General features: G+C 44.6%; 19 protein-coding genes. 10 read left to right on the top strand and 9 right to left on the bottom strand.

The annotated features are described in order from the left end of the window. Window positions 1–67: 67 nt before the first annotated feature. Entirely contained in the window at window positions 68–565 is a 498-nt protein-coding gene (locus OCV20_RS10065) for a response regulator (RefSeq protein WP_017071960.1), read from the bottom strand. Beyond that, window positions 558–2501 carry an ATP-binding protein gene (locus tag OCV20_RS10060; RefSeq protein ID WP_086773637.1) on the bottom strand — a complete coding sequence of 648 codons (1944 nt, stop codon included), beginning with the start codon at window positions 2499–2501 and terminating at the stop codon, window positions 558–560. The genes OCV20_RS10065 and OCV20_RS10060 overlap by 8 nt, the downstream gene beginning before the upstream one ends. Window positions 2502–2684: 183 nt before the next feature. Here OCV20_RS10060 and OCV20_RS10055 point away from each other — a divergent pair, with 183 nt between their 5' ends. The 4 genes from OCV20_RS10055 to OCV20_RS10040 all read left to right on the top strand — a co-directional run bounded on the left by OCV20_RS10055 (window position 2685) and on the right by OCV20_RS10040 (window position 8614). Continuing rightward, complete coding sequence (locus tag OCV20_RS10055) at window positions 2685–3947, top strand: DUF945 family protein (protein WP_048609212.1); 1263 nt, start codon at window positions 2685–2687, stop codon at window positions 3945–3947. A gap of 163 nt (window positions 3948–4110) precedes the next feature. Beyond that, entirely contained in the window at window positions 4111–5205 is a 1095-nt protein-coding gene (serC, locus tag OCV20_RS10050; RefSeq protein WP_086773638.1) for a 3-phosphoserine/phosphohydroxythreonine transaminase, read from the top strand. Window positions 5206–5555: 350 nt separating this feature from the next. Continuing rightward, window positions 5556–6704 (top strand): sugar ABC transporter substrate-binding protein, encoded by a 1149-nt coding sequence (locus OCV20_RS10045; RefSeq protein WP_050634578.1) that lies wholly within the window; start codon window positions 5556–5558, stop codon window positions 6702–6704. A 20-nt stretch (window positions 6705–6724) separates the two neighbouring features. After that, complete coding sequence (locus tag OCV20_RS10040) at window positions 6725–8614, top strand: GGDEF domain-containing protein (RefSeq protein ID WP_086773639.1); 1890 nt, start codon at window positions 6725–6727, stop codon at window positions 8612–8614. Between the two features lie 25 nt (window positions 8615–8639). Here the strand turns inward: OCV20_RS10040 and OCV20_RS10035 are convergent, their stop codons facing one another. Then, entirely contained in the window at window positions 8640–9455 is an 816-nt protein-coding gene (locus tag OCV20_RS10035; protein WP_086773640.1) for an AraC family transcriptional regulator, read from the bottom strand. 124 nt (window positions 9456–9579) lie between these two features. Here OCV20_RS10035 and OCV20_RS10030 point away from each other — a divergent pair, with 124 nt between their 5' ends. Beyond that, entirely contained in the window at window positions 9580–10272 is a 693-nt protein-coding gene (locus OCV20_RS10030) for an MOSC domain-containing protein (protein ID WP_086773641.1), read from the top strand. A gap of 77 nt (window positions 10273–10349) precedes the next feature. Here OCV20_RS10030 and OCV20_RS10025 read toward each other — a convergent pair whose 3' ends face one another. Both OCV20_RS10025 and OCV20_RS10020 read right to left on the bottom strand, forming a co-directional pair. Beyond that, window positions 10350–11066, bottom strand: a complete 717-nt coding sequence (locus OCV20_RS10025) for a 3'-5' exonuclease (protein ID WP_017060409.1) — start codon at window positions 11064–11066, stop codon at window positions 10350–10352. Between the two features lie 5 nt (window positions 11067–11071). Next, window positions 11072–12961: a DUF294 nucleotidyltransferase-like domain-containing protein gene (locus OCV20_RS10020; protein ID WP_050634573.1), complete on the bottom strand. Its 1890-nt coding sequence runs from the start codon at window positions 12959–12961 to the stop codon at window positions 11072–11074. A gap of 150 nt (window positions 12962–13111) precedes the next feature. Here OCV20_RS10020 and OCV20_RS10015 point away from each other — a divergent pair, with 150 nt between their 5' ends. The 3 genes from OCV20_RS10015 (at window position 13112) to OCV20_RS10005 (ending at window position 15202) form a co-directional block, all read left to right on the top strand. Beyond that, complete coding sequence (locus OCV20_RS10015; RefSeq protein WP_086773642.1) at window positions 13112–13756, top strand: hypothetical protein; 645 nt, start codon at window positions 13112–13114, stop codon at window positions 13754–13756. 97 nt (window positions 13757–13853) lie between these two features. Beyond that, entirely contained in the window at window positions 13854–14363 is a 510-nt protein-coding gene (locus OCV20_RS10010; protein WP_086774936.1) for a helix-turn-helix domain-containing protein, read from the top strand. Further along, on the top strand, window positions 14360–15202 hold the full coding sequence (locus OCV20_RS10005) for an IS3 family transposase (RefSeq protein ID WP_108721729.1): 843 nt from the start codon (window positions 14360–14362) through the stop codon (window positions 15200–15202). Before OCV20_RS10010 ends, OCV20_RS10005 begins: the two co-directional genes overlap by 4 nt. Window positions 15203–15290: 88 nt before the next feature. On the opposite strand, the gene OCV20_RS10000 is transcribed toward OCV20_RS10005, so the two are convergent. The 3 genes from OCV20_RS10000 to OCV20_RS09990 form a co-directional block, all read right to left on the bottom strand. Beyond that, complete coding sequence (locus OCV20_RS10000; protein ID WP_086775909.1) at window positions 15291–16481, bottom strand: amino acid aminotransferase; 1191 nt, start codon at window positions 16479–16481, stop codon at window positions 15291–15293. A 202-nt stretch (window positions 16482–16683) separates the two neighbouring features. Then, window positions 16684–18225 (bottom strand): HD-GYP domain-containing protein, encoded by a 1542-nt coding sequence (locus OCV20_RS09995; RefSeq protein WP_086775910.1) that lies wholly within the window; start codon window positions 18223–18225, stop codon window positions 16684–16686. Window positions 18226–18475: 250 nt separating this feature from the next. Continuing rightward, window positions 18476–18775 (bottom strand): hypothetical protein, encoded by a 300-nt coding sequence (locus OCV20_RS09990; RefSeq protein WP_017060414.1) that lies wholly within the window; start codon window positions 18773–18775, stop codon window positions 18476–18478. A 218-nt stretch (window positions 18776–18993) separates the two neighbouring features. Here OCV20_RS09990 and OCV20_RS09985 point away from each other — a divergent pair, with 218 nt between their 5' ends. Then, the gene (locus tag OCV20_RS09985) at window positions 18994–20397 is read left to right on the top strand and encodes an aminotransferase-like domain-containing protein (protein WP_086775911.1); all 1404 of its coding nucleotides are present in this window, start codon (window positions 18994–18996) and stop codon (window positions 20395–20397) included. A gap of 127 nt (window positions 20398–20524) precedes the next feature. Then, a complete protein-coding gene (locus OCV20_RS09980) occupies window positions 20525–20731 on the top strand; it encodes a hypothetical protein (RefSeq protein WP_004734707.1) in 207 nt (68 codons plus the stop codon). 134 nt (window positions 20732–20865) lie between these two features. On the opposite strand, the gene asnS is transcribed toward OCV20_RS09980, so the two are convergent. Further along, on the bottom strand, window positions 20866–22266 hold the full coding sequence (gene asnS / locus OCV20_RS09975; RefSeq protein ID WP_017060416.1) for an asparagine--tRNA ligase: 1401 nt from the start codon (window positions 22264–22266) through the stop codon (window positions 20866–20868). Between the last annotated feature and the right edge of the window lie 163 nt (window positions 22267–22429).

The raw sequence follows: 22429 nt of genomic DNA, 5'->3' as shown, positions 1-22429 counted from the left end.
TTTGTATGCATTCGGACGGTTCTTATATCGGATGCCGCTTTTCTCAGTATCCATTAACCAATCAGTGCTATTCACCAAAACTGGTGCGTTTATCCGCCATTGAAGTCAGTATGCGCTCGGTATCTAAGATCGAAGTCCAGTTAAGCAATTGCTTGTCGTTGGCAATGACATAGTCAGTCAATTGTTGAGTAATCGTGTCTCTCAGTTGGTCGCCTTGCCAAGGTTTTGAAATATAGAAATCAAGTGCTGCGTTGTTAATGGCCGTGACGGTATCTTCTAGCCCAGCTTGCCCTGTGAGCAACAGCTTACGCGTTGGTTTAGTCGCGTCGTGTTGGTTTAGTTCGATCAGAAAATCGATGCCGGTCTTTTCTGGCATGATGTGGTCGCACAAGATTAACGCGAGCTTAATACCATCTTGTCCCATTTCTTTGATGACTTGCTTGGCTTCATCGACAGACTCAGCACCTTCAACCAGAAAGTTCTCTTCAAATATCGCCAAGTCTTGAAGGACACTATTGAGAACTTCAGGTTCATCATCGACACATAAAATTAGGTACTTATTCATGAGGTGATCCTTCTTGTTTGAATGGAAGCCACACTTGCATGTTTGTATGACTGCCTACCTCTGACTCCACCAAAATAAACCCTTGATGAGCCGAAACGATTTGTTGAGAAATGGATAACCCAATCCCTAAACCAAAGTTGCCTTCTTTTTTGGTCGTGAAATTTGGGTTGAAAATGGTGTTAATGTCTTCTTTGGCAATGCCGTGGCCAGTATCGGAGATTTGCACCACAAGAAACGTGTCGTCGCCTTTTGTCTGTTGAGAAGTGGTGATGGACACTTTTCCTCGTTCAGAAAGGGCATCGAGCGCATTGGAGATAAGGTTGGTCCACACTTGTTGCAGCGAGAGCGACTGGCACAATAAAGGCGGTAAGTCGGTATCGTAATGCTTTTCGAGTTGGTGGTGTTTAAGCCTGTTTTCGAAGATCACTAAGGTATCTTCCAGCCCTTCGTGGATATCTGTGTAGTGGCGAACTTCTTCATCTTCTCTAGCATAGCTTTTTAGGCTTTTGACCATATCGGCAATACGCTTGCTGCACACTTGAATCGAGCGGATAGAGTTTCCAACATAGTGGTAATGCTCTAAGTCATTGAGCAGCTCTTTGCCTGCGACAGGGGACTCTTTTAATGTGTCTAAAACCGTAGAGTCTTGGCTTAGGTTTAGTCTCACGGCTTTTTTTGCTAAAGCACGGTCATCAATAGTCGACGTAAGATGCTTTACGAGCTGTCTTTCTTGGGCTGTTGATAGTGGCTTAGCTAACTTTGAATGTGCCAGTACGTCAGTCCCTTTATTGGACTCTGGAACAGATAGGTTTGCCAATATCTGGTCGAGATGTTCTGACAAAGTTTCGATGCTTCTCAATATGGCTGCAATCGGGTTATTCAGCTCATGTGCGACTCCCGCGACAAGCTGTCCGAGCATCGCCATTTTCTCTTTTTCGATCAGTTGTTGATGTGCAGATTCTAACGACTCCAGTGTTTGCTGCAGTTTGATCTTATTGGTGATGCTGCGTTGCAAACGTCGATTGAAATGACGAAGCAATAGATTGGTAAATAAAGGCAGCAGGGTATTGTTTGAATGCATCACCTGAGCAAAGCTATCTTTATCCAGCTTGATAACGCGTGTTTGCGTTAGGGTGATCGCGGTAGAAAACGAAGGCTCGCCTGTCACAAATGACATCCCGCCAACAATATTCCCTTTGGAGTGACGAACCACTTCCCGCTGTTGCCCGAGTTCATCTTTCTTATATAAAGCCGCTTCACCCTCAATGATCAGCCATAAAAAGCGATTGTCTTCGCCTTCTACTGTGAGTAGATGTTCTGGGGAGTAGTCACGAATGGCCTTGGTTTTGTCATCTTTTGAAAACACATCTTGTAAGGCACTGACGACGCGCTCTGCAAGGGCATTATCCGAAAGCTGGTGGTAGTCGTGAATGAAACCCGATTGGAAAGAGTGAATCTTTTGTTCAATGTGCGCTCTGAGTAAGCGCTGTTGATCCAATGCATCACTGTAAGAGAGCAGGTTTTCTGAGTCGTATTGGATGACAAAAGAGGTCAGCTCTTTTTGCGCTGACTTGAACAGAACCTGATCTTGAACCGGTTTGGTTAAACAGTGGTTGAGCCTGCCTTCATTTACAGCGGTTAGAATGGATTGAATGTCTGACGAAGCGCTGACTAATATCGTTCTTGCGGTATTACTATGGGGCAGCTGTTCGAGTTCAATCAGAAATTGCACGCCATTAAATTCAGAATGATGATGAGTGATCACCAAGGCTACGGTTTGGTTGTGATCATGAATATCTTCTAATGCGTGATGAGCATCTTCTATGTTCTCGGCAGTATAAATATCGAATACAGAAGCCAACGGAGCCAGCTCCGAACGTATTCTTTCAATGCTAACCGGATTATTGTCCAAACAGATAACAGCGTATTGATTCACAGCTCAACCTTAATAGTAGCGACGTCTCTAGCCTAGCAAGAACCGCCTAATAAGGATGAGAGCTAGCCGTTAATTTATTGAGGCAATCGAAGTATCGAGCAATAGACTGATTTAACTCAATGTTTCTTGTTTGCTACTGATGGGTTAGACTAAAAAAAACAGACACGTGTAGAAAGAGAACTCATGGAACAGTTAAGAAAAATTGGTGCAATTGGCGGCGCAATCTCATTGGCACTTTGTTGGCCACTAGCGGTTGGCCAAATTGGACAAAATGCTATTACCGATGGCGTTGCAAAGCTTAACAATTCAAGCATTCAAGCTGAGATCGTGGAATACGATAGAGGTTACTTGTCTTCCAACGTAACCACACGTCTAACTGTGACGGATGAAAACCTGAAAGAGCAACTTGCGATTGATGGGCTGCCGAGTGAGTTTGTCATCAATAGTGCAGTTAGCCACGGTTTGGTGAGCCTAAATGCACTGTCGACGTTTGAGAATACCGATATTCTGCCTTTAACTCTGACGACTAGCACTGAGCTAAACGGCAACACTGACTTTAACTTCGAGTTAAGCCAGTTCAATCATCAAGGTTCTGATGAGAATGGTACTTCGGTATCGATCACTAAATCGAACCTTTCTGGCCATGCGACTGTTTTAGGCCAAGTTGATTACGAGCTTTCAATCCCTTCAGTTCAAATTGATTTTGAAACCGGTGAAGAGGTAACGCTATCTAATCTGAAAGGTGTGGGTTCAGGCCAACAAGCGAAAGGCTACTGGTTAGGTACTCAGAATTTTACTATCGATAGCTTCTTGGTTTCAGATTCTGCAATGCAGCCTTTCATGACCATTGAAAACTCTAAGTACGATTTTGAATCGCATCTAGATGAAGCAACTAAGCGTCTGCGCAGCAACCTTAAGCTGGATATTGCAAACATCGAGACCAGTGAAGGCCAGTTGAACAACCTAAACGTCGATTTTGAAATGTCGAAGTTGGATAGCGAGTCGTTTGAGAAAATCTTTGAGATTTACCAATCTAATCCTGTGATGACGCAAGAAGACGTTGCAGAGATCATTCCATTTATCGATATCCTGTTTGCTAAAGGTTTCGACCTTTCAATGAACAACATGTCACTAGAGCTAGGTAAAGGGCAGTTCGAATCTAAGTGGTTGGTGAGCGTACCGGAAGGGACCGAAAACATCAGCAGTAACCCTTCGATGATCATGCCTGCATTAACGGGCAACGTTCACTCTAGCTTCTCAAATGAACTTGTTGAAGAGTACCCATTCATCCGTGAAGGCATCGATGAATTGCTTGTGATGGAAATGATCAAGGAAACAGAAAGTGGTTATGAAATCAGCGCTGACTTAGAAAATGGAAACCTAGTGTTCGAAAATGGACAAGAAATTCCATTAATCGCTCTACTTATGCCGGTTTTTGTTCAATAAACAGAGCAGGCTTGAATACTGATAGGGTGATTTAGCAGGTTAAGCTTAAACATTTTATACGGTACAAAACAAAAGAGGTCTTAATACCTCTTTTGTTGTTTTTATGTTGGGTAAAACATGGTATTACTTGCATAGTTATTATTTAGCAGGAGCAATCATCCCCATGGAACTTACATTAGATAACGTATTCAACTTCAGTGCTGGCCCAGCTGCACTGCCTAAACCGGTAATGAAACAAGCGCAAGCGGACTTTATTGATTGGAATGGTTTAGGGACTTCCGTGATGGAAATCAGCCATCGCAGCAAGGAATTTATTCAAGTTGCTGACGAGTCCGAACAGGACCTACGTGATCTTCTGAACATCCCAGACAACTACAAAGTTCTTTTCTGTCAGGGGGGCGCTCGTGCTCAATTCGCTGCTGTTCCTCTAAACCTTTTAGGTGATGCGACGAAAGCGACTTACATCGATGCGGGTTACTGGGCAGAAAGTGCGGTGACTGAAGCGAGCAAATATTGCGAAATCGATGTATTCAACGCGAAGACGTCAATTGATGGCAAAGCAGCGGTTGTTCCAGCTAAAGATTGGAAAATCGACCCGGAAGCGGCGTATGTACATTTCTGTCCAAACGAAACCATCGATGGTATTGAAATCAGCGAGCTTCCTCAAACGGATAAGCCAATCGTAGCGGATATGTCATCTAACATTCTGTCTCGTAAGATTGATGTGTCTCAGTACGGTGTTATCTACGCGGGCGCGCAAAAGAATATTGGCCCAGCGGGTATCTGCATTGCAATCGTACGTGATGATCTACTCGAACTCGCAAACGACGTGTTGCCGAGTATTCTGAACTACAAAGTACTTGCTGAAAAAGACTCAATGTTCAACACACCCCCAACGTACGCTTGGTACCTATCAGGCCTTGTGTTCAAGTGGCTGAAAGATCAAGGTGGCGTTGAAGCGATGGAGTTGGTGAACAAAGAGAAAGCAGCGTTGCTTTACGGTGCAATTGATAGCTCAGCTTTCTACAAAAACGATGTTCACACTGCAAACCGTTCTAGAATGAACGTGCCTTTCCAACTGGCGAAACCTGAGTTAGATGGCAAGTTCCTAGAATTGGCTGATGCTGCAGGTCTGAAATCACTGAAAGGCCATAGAGCAGTAGGTGGAATGAGAGCTTCACTTTACAACGCAATGTCTCTGGAAGGCGTTCAAGCGCTGGTTAGCTTCATGAAAGACTTCGAAGAGAAATACGCTTAATCGATGATAGGGCTTTGACTGATAAATTGCTTATTTGACTTTTATTGTGTTGAATGCACCGAACGAGATAAATGCCGCTTTTGCGGCATTTTTTTGTCGTTAAAAATAAAGGGTATGGTATGTTGATTTATTGTAAGAACAGTCATTCAGAGATATGACGGATGTATCGGAATGAGCAGACCTTTCTCTTAAAGCGAGAGTACCAACTGTTTTTCAGGCACTTTTTACTATATAACGTGTCGCCCAAAACTGAATCTTTAATCATGAGCTGCGAGCGATTAGCTGCATCGACCGGTTTGTTGATGGGCAATTAAAATCCAACGTCTAATTTTTACCACAAGGAACCAAGTGTGAGGTTATTGAGTCTATTTGCGATGCTATTTCCAGCCGTTGCTTGTTCGTCCACACTTGAAATATGGGCTGGTATTAATTATGAAACGGCTGATTATGTAAAAGAGCATATCGAAACGATGACGGATCATCGTGTAGAAATTCGTTCGTTTGACGTCAACAGTATTCGTTCTGAACTTCTTGTTGCTGACCCTAGAGACAATACCTTTCCCGATGCCATTTGGGTTCCTTCTGACTTCTTAGGTCTAACTGAATATATCGAATTAGCGACACTTCCCGAGGCTTGGGTTGATACCCAACGCTATGAGAAAAAGGCACTCGATGCGGTGGTCATTAACGGTGAGCTTAAGGCGTTACCGGTTGGTATTGGAAACCAGGTCGTTCTGTATTCGAGCAAGCCTCAAGCGCAAGTTGTGACATGGGAAAGCCTAATTGAACGCTCTGCTAAGTCCGATCAAGTGAGTGTGCTTTTTCCCAATCCAAACATGTACTTCTATCTAGCTTTCTATCAGCTTTTTTCTGAAGACTTATTATCGTCGAAGAATGTTAACGGTGAAGGGTTAGTTGCCATTTTTGATTTCATCGACATGTTACAGCAGAAAAAAGTCATTGAATCATCGTGCAGTGATATTTGCGCGAGGCAGAGATTCATCAATGGGGAAGTCGAGTTTTTGATTGACGGCGACTGGGCTTTCAGCGAACTCGATGCCGCTTTTGGTCGAGATTTATACATCAATTCGTTGCCGACCTATCGTGGTGAGAGTATGTCTTCATTTAGTGGCGCGAAGATTTTTGCTGTCACGGAAAAAGGCATGCAAAATCCAGATAAGAAATTAGCTTTGAAAGAGGTCGTTCAATACCTGCAATCAAACAGTTTCACCTATTTAGCTCACTCGAGTGCCATGGTTTCGCCGTTTTATGAGGTCAATCAACGCCGTGTTGAGGAAGGCAACCAGACCTTTTCAAATATGTACGATGAGTTCCAAGCGTCGCAAATGATGTCGAGTGACTACAAGATGGCGATCGTTTGGGAGGCATCGGCTCGGGCGTATCAGCGTTACAAGTCAGGGATGCCAAAGAGTGAACTGCATAAGTTTTACAATGATTTTGTTCAATATTACTCGGCGAATATGAGGGTAAGAGATTGAAGCTATCATTAAAATACACCATGGGCTTGGTGTTGCTGGCTTGCTCAATGCTCCCTGTTTACCTAGCGGGACAGTTGATTCTCAATAAACAAAACCAAAGTTCTTTAGAGCAAAAAGAAACCAAGCTGGACAACTCTACGACCGGTATTCGTCAAACCGTACAAGAGCAAATTAAGCTGACGGCGAGCCTAACCCAATGGTATTCGCAAGACCGATCACTGATTAAAGCGGGTGGTAATATCTTTTTCTCGAGTGTGGTTTGGGACAAGATGGATAGCTTCAATGCGCTAGCGGAGAGTGTGTCCGCGACTTATATTCTGGACCAAAACTGGAAGCCCATTTATGACAGCAAAGGCAGCTTGTACCATTTTGAGCAGAGCCAGTTATTAGAAAGCTTGAAGCGTCCTCAATCGGTTTATGGGCAAGGGAAATTGTTCCACACCGAGTTTACCGAAACTGAGTTGGCGGATAATGCCACTGCCGGTATCGCTTTTGTCGCGCCGATCTTACCTTATCGTTTGATTGAAGGTTCTACATACACGCCGCAGGGCTATCTTGTCGTTCTTATGGGGTATGACAGGCTCAACACTAAAGTGACGCCTTTCCTGTATCAAAATGAGTCGGTTGAGTTCAATTATGTTGATTCAACGGATGCTCAATCTTCTGAACAAAGTGCGAACACTATCTCTATCGACAGTAAATTCTTTACCGACAAATTGGTGCTTAACGTCAAACATCATATTTCTGATAGTGCGCGCTTATTAGAGATGCAACAAGCTCAGGTGGTCTTTGTCAGAATATTAGTCGCGACGCTTGGCATCGCGATTGTGTTTGCTCTGTTCCTAAGCCGCTGGTTCTCAGGGCAGTTAAACCTGTTGGCTGAATCTGTTACGTCGTATTCGCACAACCAGTCACCGACTCATAGTGTGGATGAACATCGTTTTACAGAGTTCGTCATGCTGAGTCGTTTATTGGAAACCATGTGGGGTCGTATACAGTACCAAGTCCGTGAGCTTACCGAAAGCAACGATAAACTCGAAAGATTTAATGTTCAGCTAGAGGACTTAGTCGAAGAGAAAACCAGCAAGTTAACGTATTCGCTCGCGCGTGAAGAATCCCAGAAGCATCGTATTTTGAAGATCGTGCAGTTTGCATCATCGAGACAGGCGGCTGAATATCGGCTGATTCCTCAAATGGTCGATCAAGAGTTGAAGACATTACTTGCTCAACATTCAATTCAGTTTCATTTTAACCGAACTGACGAGGCTGACTTGAGACTCTGTGACTCACAGGGGACAGCAATTGGGTATTTTTGTTCGAGCTCATTTGCTCTACTCAGTGAAGAAGACCTGCTGATTTTTGACATGTACCAAAAACAGTTAGCCGGTTGGCTAGAGCTCGAAAATATTACGCGCATCAACATGCCAACTGGCTGTTTGAATCGTAAAGCTTTTAATGAAGATCTCGAGTTCAGTAAACGAAGCATTAACCACAATCAAAATCAGATTTCTTTGATCATTATTGATATCAATGGCTTGAAAACGACCAATGATGTTCATGGGCATGAAGTCGGGGATGAGCTGATACAGCGCTGCGTAGACGTAATCAGCCACGAATTGACACCTGCCAGTAATCTATATCGTTTGGGTGGAGATGAATTTGCGGTGCTTACCTTAACGTCTGGTGAGTCGAATTCGCTCAATGTCGCAGAGATGGCTGAGCAGTTGTACATTGCTCAGGAGCAACAGGCAATCGAGACCAAAACGGGTATCACTATTCCTGTCAGATTCTCGATTGGTGCAGCCTCTAGTGATTTAACAGACGTTGAGCAATTGTTCTCAGTCGCTGATGAGAATATGTATCAGCAAAAGCGTCGTTATTACCAAACGTTGTCTGTGGTTGGGAAGTAATGCCAATCACGCTGACAAATAGCGATCACGATTTTCGACGCCCATTAGAGCGGAACTGCTGCGGCGTAACATTAAAATAAGCTTTAAACGCTTTGATGTACGACGAGTCGTTTTGATAGCCGACTTGGTCAGCAATACGTTGGATCGATATCTCTTCATCAAGCAAAGATAACGAATAAATCAGTCGGATTTGTTGTCTCCACAACTGAAATGACGTGTTGAACTCTTTTGAGAACAAGCGCGATAACGTTCGCTCCGATGCGCCGACTTTTTCTCCCCACTCTTTTAGCGAATAATCTAATCTTGGTGTGTCTGTCAGCGCTTCGAATATCAGCTTTAGGCGTCTGTCTTCGGGTAGCAATAATTGAAAGGTTTGCACATTATCTTTCATTATTTGGTCGTGCAGAACCGCGAGCAAACGCGACACCTCATCATCACTCCCCAATCCTTCGCACTGCCTTCGGATCTCTTGCAATAGTTCATTTAGAAATGGCGTGAGGGTAATGGTTCGCACTTGAGGCTCATATTCACTGCCAAACACAGGGTTAAGGTAGATGCCGACAAACGTCGTATGGCTCAATGCGATAGATTCATGTTGAATACCCGCAGGTACCAACAGCGCAGAAGTGTGCGGAACAAGATGCTGGTAGTGATCAGTCTTAGTTTGCAATAAACCTCTGATTGGAAAGATCACTTGATGCCAAGTATGTTGGTGCATTGCATCGATGAAACCTTTAGGCATGTCGATGGTCTTTACTAACGCTGGTGAGTTGGGGTTGGCAGCCATCATCTCGTTGGAAGTCATGACATCGGAGTGAGAATCTATTTGGCGGGTTGGCATTGTTAATTGTCCTTACATCTCTACTCTGACATTGGCTTGTTAGGCTATCATGCTCGGCATAGTGAATGAAGTCGTCTTATCTCACGCAGTTCAGTAATCAAGTGCCTAGTAAGAGGGAAGGGATATGAAGAAGTTAGGTGTAATCAACAGCGTATTGGTAGGGAAAACCGTTGCCTTTGCTCATGGTGCACAGAGTGCTATCAACAAACAGGTTTTATCGGAACGTCAACACGCCACAGAGCTTGGTTTTACCAATGACGAACAAGGTGACCCTCGTTTTCACGGTGGTATTCAAAAAGCGCTCCATATCTACCCGAGTGAACACTACCCAGTTTGGGAAAAGGACTTGGGCAGCAAAGCCATCTTCCAATCTGCAGGCGCATTTGGCGAGAATCTAAGCTCAAGCGGAGTGACTGAAACGTCTATTTGTTTAAACGACAAGATTCGGATTGGTTCAACATTGCTAGAAGTTTCGCAAGGGCGAATGCCTTGTTGGAAGCTCAATGTGCGATTCGATCAAAACGATATGGCAAGAAGGCTGCAAGACACACTTCGAACTGGCTGGTATTTCCGAGTATTGGAAGAGGGCGATATTGGCGCAGGTGATGAGATTACTCTGTGTGAAAGACCATACCCTGATTGGTCGCTCGCGCGCATTATGGGCGCTGTCTTTACCGGAAGCCTAGATAGAGAAGAACTGAGTCAGATGGTTGAACTTCCTTTGGTCGAGTCTTGGGGGAAACTGGTTGAACGTCGTCTCGAAACGGGCGAAGTTGAAGATTGGGAGATGCGTTTGGTTGGGCCAACTGCCCTATAAACACAGACGATAAAAATGACAAAGCCCACTTATGGGAAGTCGTGGGCTTTAAATGTGTACGTTCTGTTCAACGTCAGCTAGAGCCAGAAACTCTTCAAAGGCATCTCAGAGTCAAAGTGATGAGCAATTTGCGCTTGGAGTAGCTCAGCGGTCGCAATAGCGTCAGTTAATGCATGATGCGGCGTGTAGTCGGGTAGGTGGTATCGACGACGACTCTGACCCAGTCTCACTGAAGCTGGCTTCTTACCTTTTAGCTTATTCCACAAGCCGCCAGCCAGTTTATTTTGGATCTGAGATTCAATCTCGAGCGTGTCGAGGACTGGGAACTCAATGCCTTCACCGAGTCGTACTTTCAATGCATTGTCCAAAAAGTCACGTTCGATACGACGATAGTGAACCACAGGTATATGTCCCGCCATTGATTCTAAGATCTCGCCCAACACTTCGCTAAGGTCTGGCGCATCAATGATGTCATTGTGAGTGATGCCATGAATCACGACAGACTCTTCTTCCAACTTCTGTTTTGGTCTTAGTGTCCAGTGTTTAGCTTGTCGCAAGTAGATACGATTGAGCGTAAATGGCACTAAACCAATGGTAATGATGCCGTCTTTGTTTGGGTTTAACCCCGTCGTTTCAAAGTCGACAGCCAAGAACATCACTTCTGAAAGTGGCGTATCAGGCGCAGGAAGAGGCTGGCTATAAAAGTGCTTTAAGCGCTCGTCTCTCGCTCGTTCTAGCTTCTGAGCAAACTTAAATGGCCAATCGACCGCAGGTGATCTGAATAGTTTGTTCATAGGCCCTACTTAAACTTGTTGCTGGCTTGATAACGGAACTTAAGGAAGTTTTGCGCATTACTTAATATTTGGAATGCATCCTTTAGGTTACGTCGCTCGAAGTCAGACAGGTTCTCAGGCTCGATGTTGTTATCAGGCTCGATGTTGTTGTCGACATCGTGTGCTTGGTGGCGAATACGAACCAGAGAGATAAACTCCATCGCATCTTTCAGATCCTGAGCTCGACCTTTTGGCAGAATACCTGCGTCGATAATGTCATCCAAACGTTCGAATGAGTTCTTAGAGCGAGAGCCAACCGCCAACGAGTGAACACGAATTAAATCGGCCAGAGGCGCAGTACCACGACGCTTAAGGTTGATTGAGTTGTTGTGACGGCCATCTTTCTCCATCACGAAATCTTTGAAGAAACCGAGCGGCGGTGTGCGGTTGAGTGCGTTACGTGCAAGACACGCCAAGAAGCGGTTGTTCTTGCGTGCGCGTCGAACAATAAAGCTGTTCAATTGCTCAGCCCATTTCAGACGACCATAAACGCCATCTAAGTCGAAGAAGATTGAAGCATTCAACAGTGCTTTCGGGTTTGGATCATCAATCCAATCGGCAAAGCACTCTTCCCATTGGCGACGAGTCATACGCCACGTTGGGTTAGTTGCCATGATGTCACCAGTACAGTACACATAACCACATTGGTCTAAGCCATCACAAATGAAGGTCGATAGCTCTTCAAAGTACTTACCATGCTTTTTCTCGTCGTAGGTATCATCAAGAATGATTGCGTTATCTTGGTCTGTAACCAGTAGCTGCTCATCACGGCCCATAGATCCTAATGCAAGGAAACAGTAAGGAATAGGCGCCTTGCCCAATTTCTCTTCACCCAGTTCGATAATTCGCTGCTTAAAGCTACGACCAATTACCGACATTGCGGTACCCACCATGTGGGCGTTGGCATCTTCGTTAACTAAGCGCACAAAGCTGTCTTTCACTTGCTCGGAAAGCACCTTTAGATCTTCAATGCTTTGTTGTTGGAAGATGCTGCTTACCAATAACAGCGAGTTTTGAGATTCGTAACGAACAATATCGGTCGCTTCGATAATACCAATCGGCTTCTTATCTTTGAGTACTGGTAAATGATGCACGTTATAGCGAAGCATGGTCATCATAGCTTCGTATACATAAGCATTATGGTCGAGTGAGATAACCTCGGGTGTCATTACGCTGGATACTTCATCCGATGGATCGAGACCTTCGGCGAGGACACGCGTACACAAATCTCGGTCGGTGATGATGCCAATCACGGGTGTTGAGTCATCTTCATCATCTTCAACGATATCTGGGTCGATGATCAGCAAGGACGAAACATTATCTTGTGCCATCATGGTTGCAGCTTGCTGAATGGTGCGCGTTTTTTCGATCATTGGCGCTTCGCTGGTCAGTAGCGTTTTAACCTTGGATGTCGTTAGGTCGTTAGCGTCGTTGCTGTCTGAGTTGGCTTGGCGCAGTCGCGCGTTATCTTCTACTTCTACGAAATCGGCAAAGGAGTCGTAGTTGTCGTAGAGCTCTTGAAAGATAGGCTCAGGAATACAGTAGAGTAGGGTGTCTTCAGTCGCTTTAACTGGGAAACGCACCTTGTTGTTGGTCAGTAGGCCCATTTGACCGAACAGGTGGCCTTCATCAAGGCGGTTATAGAGTTCGCCTTTACGACGGTAGACTTCGACTTCGCCACTTCGAACGATGTATAAGTCATGTATTTGATCACCAAAGTGAATGATAGGGGTATCTTGGCGGTAATAAGAAATTTCCACGCTACTGGTCACTTTCGCCAACATCTCCTCAGGGAGTTCTGTGAAAGGGGGGTATTGTGCCAGAAAGTTTTGAATCTCTAATAACTCAGCATCCATAATGATCATCCATTGGTTTGTATGATTTCATGGTACAACATTTGATAATATTTTGCCGTCACAAATCAATCTGTGAGCTAAAACCTTTTTAAAGTCTTATGGATAGACTAACCTTTCAATTAATGGAGTGACAGTTTAAGGATGATAGGAATGTCGAAGTGGAAGCTTAGTTTTGTATCTACAGTTTTTGTGTTTTCTCCAAGTTTGTGGGCAGACACTAACGCCGTGGATATTCTTGATTATGACCATATATATGCGACCGCGCATTCGGGCAGTTTAAATGAAGATGCAGGCAGTAATAACAATGCCTCGTCGTATGGACTCGGCATTAGTTACGCGATGACGGATGATTGGTTGTTGCTTGGAGACTACAGCGCACGCTTTATTCACCCTGATGAAAGCACGACTCGAATTGATACCTTAATGGCAGGGGCTGGTTACCGTTATAGCATTAAGAAAGACTTAGATATTGTGGCTTCTTACTTGTTGGGTGTTACCAAAGGTGAGGTTGAGCTTAACGGCAGTAATAAAACCTTAGAATCGGATACTGAATTTGTCCAAGGGGTAAAAGCAGAGCTTAACTATGGCTTTGCGAAACGTTGGATTGCCAATGGCAGCGTACAAGTGAATCGAAGCGATTTGTTCGACGAAGAGATTTACCACCTAGGTTTACGTTATCTGGTGACCAACAAATTTGCGATTGGTGGTTCCTACCAACACCGAGATGGCGAGGGTAGCACGGGTGTGAGTGAAAGAACGAATGAGTTAGGTGTTGAGTTCTTCCTCGAGTATTAACTTACAAAGTATCTAAAACTGAAAATCGAGACACGAAAAAGCCAGCTTAATTGAACTGACCCCCAATAGTTGGACACCAATTATTGGGGGTCTTTTTATGTCCAAATATAGCCGAGAGCTAAAATGTATCATTGCTAAGCAATACTTAGATGGCACGTCATCTCTCTACTTAGCAAAACAATATTCAATTTCTTCAAGGCAGATACGGTATTGGGCTCAAGTCTTTGCCATCCATGGTACTGATTCATTTTTACCAACTAATCATGCCGCGACTGCTCAAACAAAACGAAAAGCATTGAATTTAATGTGGACGAATGAATGGTCTCTCACGCACACTAGCGCTGTATTAAACCTCTCATCCCCTGGAATACTCTCTGTCTGGCTTAAACGATTTAATGAGCTCGGTATCAAGGGGCTCGAAATGCGCCAGAAAGGAAGACCCTCAATGAAACAGCAACCTCAACGTACCACTAAGCCTGATAATGAAATGACACTTGAGGAGCTAAAAGAGGAGTTGGTCTACTTACGAACCGAGAATGCCGTTCTAAAAAAGTTGGAAGAGTTGGAGCAGAAAAAAAACCGTCGAACAAAGAAAAAGCGGTCATAGCTCTAACTCTTAAAGGCAAGTACCCATTAAAGCACTTACTGCACACTCTACAGTTGGCAAAAAGTGTCTTTTATTATCAGGCTCAAACGAGCAAGCGCCAAAATAGCTACGAACGTGAGCTGCGGTTGATAAAGTCAATTTATCATGAACATAAGGGGCGATACGGCTACCGCCGTATTCACTTGGAACTAAAGAATCAGGGGTTCGTGCTTAATCACAAAACGGTTCAAAGGCTTATGGCTCAGCTCAACCTTAAATCGACGGTCAGGATTAAAAAGTATCGTTCATACCGAGGAGAGTCAGGAAAAGCTGCTCCCAACGTTCTTGAAAGAGATTTTAGTGCGACTCAACCCGATGAAAAGTGGGTAACTGATGTCACGGAGTTCAAAGTCAAAGAGCAGAAAGTATACTTATCTCCCGTTGTCGACTTGTTTACTCAGGAGGTGGTTGCTTATAGAGTGGCCAAAAATGCCTGCTTGCCGCTTGTCACAGATATGCTGACGGAAGCTATATCAACGCTTAAACCCAACTCAAAGCCAATTATACATAGCGATCAAGGTTGGCAATATCGCCATCGACAGTATCAGAAAAAGGTAGCGGAGAGTGGGTTAACGCAAAGCATGTCGAGAAAAGGTAACTGCTTGGATAATGCTGTTGCTGAAAACTTTTTTGCTTTACTCAAAACCGAGATGTATCACAACCAAAGCTTTGAAGATGCAGATGCTCTGATAGAGCAGATTAAAGAATACATCGAGTACTACAATACCAAACGTATAAAAGTGAAACTAAAAGGCCTGACTCCGATAGAATATCGAACTCAGGCCTTGAAAGCCGCTTAACAGAAATGTCCAACTTTACGGGGTCACTTCAAATTGCTGGCTTTTGCATCTCTATCTGTCTGCAAGAGCAGACTTGGTATTGTTACGATTAAAGAACCGCAGCGATACCTTTACATAGAGGACCCATGTTTGACTTAGTCATACCAGCAACGCTGATACGTCCAGAACCAACAATGTAGATTGCGAATTCGTCTTTTAGGCGAGTCACTTGCTCTTTGCTTAGGCCAGAGAACGAGAACATGCCGTTTTGACGTTCGATGAATGTGAAGTCTGCATCAACACCTTCAGATTTCAGTGTCGTTACGAATAGTTCACGCATCTCTTGGATACGGTCGCGCATTTCTGCTACTTCTGCTTCCCATTCAGCACGTAGATCAGCATCACCAAGGATGTGAGTAACGACAGCACTGCCGTGCGCTGGTGGGTTAGAGTAGATAGAGCGGATAATGCTCTTAACTTGAGAGAATGCTGTCGTTGCTACGTCTGCTGATTCAGCAACCAGAGTGAATGCGCCAACACGCTCGTTGTACAAGCCGAAGTTCTTAGAGAACGAGCTAGCAACAAGGATCTCTTTGTTGTATTGAGCAAAAATACGTAGGCCAGCAGCGTCTTCTTCAACGCCTTTTGCAAAACCTTGGTAAGCAAAGTCGAATAGAGGCAGCAGTTTCTTCTCAGCAACCAATTTAGCCAGAACTTCCCACTCTTCAGTTGTTGGGTCGATACCTGTTGGGTTGTGACAGCAGCCGTGCAGAAGAACGATATCGCCTTCAGAAGCTTTCTCTAGGTCAGCAATCATGCCAGCGAAGTCTTTGTCTTTAGTTTCAGCGTTGTAGTAGCTGTATTGAGCAGTTTCGATACCCGCAGCAGCGAAAACGCCGTTGTGGTTCGCCCAAGTCGGGTTACTGATCCAGATTTTTACGTCGCCCAGTTGGCGCTTGATGAATTCACCCGCTACGCGAAGTGCACCTGTACCACCTGGAGCTTGTGCAGTTTTCGCACGTTGAGATGCAACGATCTCTGCGTCTGAACCGAAAAGAAGTTTCTGAACCGCTAGACCGTATTCAGCCGTACCTTCAATCGTTAGGTAAGATTTGGTTTTTTCGTTTTCAAGAAGTGCAGCTTCTGCTTTCTTTACTGTTTTAAGTACAGGCGTTTGACCATCTTCATTTTTGTAGATGCCAACACCAAGGTTGATTTTCTCTGCACGAGAGTCTTTTTTAAACTCTTCAGTAAGGCCGAGGATAGGATCGGCGGGAGCAGCTAACACTTTTTCAAACATAATCTTCATCCATGTCAATTGAGAGGGGATAGTATCTATGGGTAGTTATACCTGTATGGAATTTTTAAGACAATACGAAGTGAACAGAAAGGCTAAAAAAAATCCATTTCAATCAGATTTATTGACTAAAGAGGGTATTTGATAACAAAACACCCTACGGATTAACCTATAGGGTGCAAGAAGTTAGTGGTTTTTGAATAGATTACGCTGGTTGAGCAATAAAGCTTTCGCGCTCGAGTTCGCTGGCTACATTTTTGCCATCTTTGTAGGTCGCGGCAATTGAAACAAACGCTTGTTCGACGGCTAGAAAAGCTTGGACAACTTGCGGATCAAAATGCGTCCCATTGCCCTCTAAGATGATCTGTTTAGCTTGTTCGTGAGTAAAGGCTGGCTTGTAGACTCGCTTCGAGATGAGCGCATCATAAACATCGGCCAATGCCATCAAACGGCCGGATAACGGGATATCTTCACCAGACAACTGATTAGGGTAACCGCTGCCATTCCATTTCTCGTGGTGAGTCAGAGATATCTCCTTTGCGACTCTTAAGAAAGAGCTACTTCCCAGCTGCTTTTCTGCGATAGATAACGCTTCAGCGCCAATCGCGGGGTGACCTTTCATTATCTCAAACTCTTCGTCCGTCAATTTACCCGGCTTCAATAACACACTATCAGGCACACCGACTTTGCCTACGTCGTGCAAAGGCGCAGATTTGTAAAGCAACTCGATGTAGTTTGGTTTTAACAAGCTTGAGTGGGTTTCTGATTTGCTGAGTTCTTGTGCGAGTACCTTGACGTACTCTTGAGTTCTTAGGATATGAGCGCCCGTTTCATTGTCTCGAGATTCAGCCAATGCCGATAAGCTCACAATGGCCACGTCACGTGTGGTTTTGACTTCGTTTTGCGCGGTTTCAAGGCTATCAAGCATGGTATTGGTCATAGATGCCATTGAGCCAAGCTCGTTGTAGCCGAAAATAGGTAAGCGAACGCCTTGCTCACCATTGGTGACTTTGTTTAATGCGTGCTCTTGGCTTAAGAGAATGCGCTTAATTAGCTTGCTCCAAAGCGTCATGATGGTAATCGCGTAGCCACCCAGTACCACAGCCAAATAAATGAACTCTTTGATCACGCTGATCTTGCCGGTGCCATCCAATAAGCGGTCAGGGTTGTGTTCTAGCCAGAAGATGTCTTTAACGGCAATCATCGTCAACATAGTCGTCAGTGTTACCAGAAGCACGATAACCAAGCCTATCATCTGCTTGACCAGTGAACTTCTTTCACCAACCAGTTGGAAGTCGAATTGTCCAGTCGTCTCCATTTTATCCATTTGACTAAGCTTGGCGTTCAATTGAAGAATGGTTCCGGTAAAGAAACCGAATAAACTCATGCCAAACAGCACCTTCAAATTACTGTCTATGGTGAATTCATAGCTTAAGTTGTAGTAGAGCGCGAAAGGCACACTTGCAGCAAAAAATAGCAGGGTATCGAGTTGCGCGAATCGGCCTTGCTTGACCAAGGTATGTTGCGCCAATAGGTAACGACGCGCGATCCATAATAAGACAAACACAATACTGACTTGTGTGAAAATCTCTAACGTCGTTAAGCTCTCGAGCATAGGACACACCCGGCTGCCATAGGTGCCAAACAGCACGCCAGCAATGACGTATAACTTAGTCGTTAGCGATTGATTGTAATTTGAAGTATCCATCGATAAGCCTTTGTTCTCATTCTTATTAGATTCACGCATTCATTGATTCACGACTTTAGAATTGCGAATGATTAGCATAACTGACGTGAATAAGACCGGAAATTCTATCGATAGCTTTCTTGGATTGATACAAGAAACTGGTTTGTGTTAGAGATTTGTTAGCTAGGTGGGGATTATTGCAGCATTTTTATGAAGATACTTGAATAGCCTCGGTCGAGGTTCGAGGCTATTCAGTCTGTGTACTGGGTTAGAATCGCAAATGATTGAGTTCGCTATCTATTTTACCCCGTTACTTTTTGAGATTGATTTCAGCCTCGATTGAGCCGGTTTCAATCTCAGGGTGAGACGCTAGTTTGTCTGCAGCCCATTGGTTGATGTGTTTCAGAATAGCAGACACCGCGTGTTTTTCCGTTGGTGCTTGGTCTTGTTCGACATCGATCTTTTGCTTTGGATGTGAGCCTGTCGCATCTTCAGCAATATGAAGCCAATCTGGGTGCCAGTAATATGGCTGGCCGCTCGGTGTTGTCCAACTGTGAACACCGTTTGACTCTCCTTTATAACTTAATTGGTCTGCTTCTATTTTTTTCATTGTTATCTCGCATGTTTTTGGGTTACATCAAATTATTGAGGTAGAAAGCCAACTTAGCTCCTACCTTGGGTACAAACTTAGCAAAGCTTACAAAGTTATCTGTGAACCAATTCACACTATTGTGGAAATTAGGTGCGATCATATGGATAGCAGCAATAGTTGTTGGCGTAAGTGATAAAATCACCGGCTCACATAATTTCTCTAGGTAGTACAATTAGATGGCGCGTTATGAAGAGCTTGCAAAGGATATTCGAACTCAGATAGCCAACAATACGTGGCGATCCGGAGAGAAGATCCCTTCGGTACGCATGAGTTGTCGAAATTACAACGTCAGCAATAGTACTGTCTTACAAGCCTACCAGTTGCTAGAAAGCGAAGGGTGGATCATCGCTAAACCTCAGTCGGGCTACTTTGTAGCGCCAAGGCTGGACGGCGTTGATTACGCGCAGCCACTCGTTAGTGAAAAGAAAGCCATTAATGACCGCTTATTTGATTTCTTGAAGTCGAGTTCAGCCGAAGGTGTGATTCCTTTCGGCTCTGCATTCCCCGATCCTGACCTGTTCCCGTTACCTACCTTGACTCGAAACCTTGCCAGCGCGGGCAGGAAAATGACTGGCGCCAGTGTGATCAATAATTTGCCACCGGGCAGTGAGTCCTTGAGAAGACAAATCGCGCAGCGTTATCTGCAGCAAGGGATCACGGTTAATCATCAAGACATCGTAATTACGTCCGGTGCTATGGAAGCGCTCAACTTGAGTCTGCAAACGGTCACTAAGTCGGGTGATAACGTCGTGATTGAGTCTCCCGCATTCTATGGTGCTCTGCAGGCTGTCGAGAGGCTAGGGCTTAACCCTATCGAAGTAGACGTTTGCCCAATCAATGGATTGAATATAGAGCAGTTTGAAAACGCGCTACAAAACCAAGATGTTAAAGCGTGTTGGCTGATGACGACTTTTCAAAACCCAACGGGAACCAGTTTGTCGGAACAGGCAAAGCGCCGTGTGGTAGAGATTGCAGAACAGCATGGAACCTACATTATTGAAGATGACGTGTATGGCGATCTTTATTATGAAGGGCACAAGCCGAAGCCATTAAAGGCTTTCGATAAGACCGATTCCGTCTTGCTTTGTGGGTCGTATTCAAAAAGCTTGTGTCCCGGTTATCGAGTAGGGTGGGTTGTGAACACGAGTTTTAACGATGCGATTCAAAAGTTACAGCTTCTTTCTACGTTATCGAGCAGCGCTCCCGTTCAACTTGGTGTCGCCCATTTCTTAACACATGAAAGCTACGATAATCACCTTCGTAAACTGCGTAAAAACCTTGTCGTCAGGAAAGAGCGATTTATCGATGTCATTAAGCAGTACTTTCCACATTCAATCGAGATTGAAGAACCGGCTGGTGGCTACTTGGTATGGATTCGTTTCTCTGAAAAATTCGACAGCCAACAGTTTCATCAACTGGCTATCGAGCAAGGCATTAGCGTCGCATCTGGCGATCTGTTTAGTGAGCAGGGCAGAGTGGATAACGCGATACGATTGAACTTCTCTTATGAACTGACAGAAGAGAAAGAACAGGCTCTCATCTGGCTTGGCAAACTGGCACATCAACTTACGCACTCGTAAAACCTTAAGTCCCTCATAAAAAAGACAATTATTCCAACTGTACGGGTTGTTTGTGGCGTAACTGTACGCCTAATTGAGCAAAGAGTTGTGATTCAATAGCGGTAGACCAAATATTGGAGATACCGTTATGTTGAAAATGACTATGGGAAATGAAGTTAAGCTGATTATTGTCGCGATTGTGTGTGCGCTTCTGCTTATTCTCGGCCACGTACTGCTGGCAAAAGCATTCGCTGATATGGCGTGGGCGGAATACACCACTGCCGCGATCCCATTCGTTATGATGGCAATCTGCGGTCTCGCAATAAAATACGCTATCGACCAAGATGTGGATTAGCTTTCGAAATAATGGGTCCAGATGGTGGTTCGCAGAAACAACCGTCGTCTCGTTTTATTCCGAACATAAAAAAACCTCCGCAAGTGCGGAGGTTTTTATTTGTTCTTAACTTTTAATATCGAATAGGTTTCGAATTAGAAGTTTGCAGAGCGTGGTGTACGTGGGAATGGAATCACGTCACGAACGTTGCCCATACCTGTTACGTAAGATACTAGACGCTCGAAACCAAGACCGAAACCAGCGTGTGGCACTGTGCCGTATTTACGTAGGTCGCGGTACCAGCTCATGTGCTCAGGGTCGATACCCATAGCAATCATACGCTCGTCTAGAATGTCTAGACGCTCTTCACGTTGTGCACCACCGATGATTTCACCGATGCCTGGTGCAAGTACGTCCATTGCTGCAACTGTTTTGCCGTCGTCGTTTAAGCGCATGTAGAAAGCTTTGATGTCTTTCGGGTAGTTCTTAACGATAACTGGTGCTTTGAAGTGCTCTTCAGCTAGGTAACGCTCATGCTCAGAAGACATGTCGATGCCCCACTCAACGTCAAACTCAAATTTCTTACCAGAGTCTAGTAGGATTTGGATTGCGTCAGTGTAGTCAACTTGTGCAAAGTCAGCGTCAACGAATTGCTCTAGACGAGTAATTGCTTGCTTGTCGATACGAGAAGCGAAGAACTCAAGGTCGTCGCGGCGCTCTTCAAGAACAGCAGCGAAAACGTACTTAAGCATGTCTTCAGCCAGTTTCGCTACATCGTTAAGGTCTGCAAACGCAACTTCAGGCTCAACCATCCAGAACTCAGCTAGGTGGCGGCTTGTGTTTGAGTTTTCAGCACGGAACGTAGGACCGAACGTGTAAACCTTGCTTAGTGCACAAGCGTAAGCTTCAGCATTAAGTTGGCCAGATACTGTTAGGAACGTCTCTTTACCGAAGAAATCTTCGTTGAAGTCTACGTCGCCTTTTTCAGTGCGTGGTAGGTTTTCCATATCTAGCGTAGAAACACGGAACATTTCACCAGCGCCTTCTGCATCAGATGCAGTGATAAGCGGAGCAGAAGTCCAGAAGAAGCCTTGCTCGTGGTAGAAACGGTGAATCGCTTGAGATAGACAGTTACGTACACGTGCTACTGCGCCAATCACGTTTGTACGTGGACGTAGGTGAGCAACTTCACGAAGGTATTCGATAGAGTGACGCGTCTTAGCCATTGGGTAAGTGTCAGCGTCTTCAACCCAGCCTACAACTTTAACGTCAGTTGCTGCTAGTTCGAAGTCTTGACCTTTCGCAGGAGACTCAACAATCTTACCCGTTACTTCAACAGAGCAGCCAGTTGTTAGCTTTAATACTTCGTTTTCGTAATTATTAAGATTATTAGGAACCACGGCCTGAATCGGGTCGAAACAAGAGCCGTCATAAATGGCAAGGAAAGAGATTCCAGCTTTGGAATCACGACGTGAACGGATCCAGCCGCGAACAGTTACTTCACTGTCTACCGCTAGCTTGCCGCCAAGTACGTCTGTTACAGGCGCGTAAGTCATGTTGATTTCATTCTCCATTGAGGGACAAATTCAACTCAAAGTCTCAGGCATTGCTGCAAATAAACATACATTTGCACAATAATTAGCCGAAACATTAAGTTGTATAAACTTTTTAAATCGATTGAACATATTACCTGTCATACCGACAGCTTCAACCTTTATT

This window comes from Vibrio coralliirubri (genome assembly GCF_024347375.1).
Classification (GTDB): Bacteria; Pseudomonadota; Gammaproteobacteria; order Enterobacterales; family Vibrionaceae; genus Vibrio; species Vibrio coralliirubri.
Note: the sequence above shows the minus strand (reverse complement) of the source record. Positions and strands in the feature narration are given on the sequence as shown.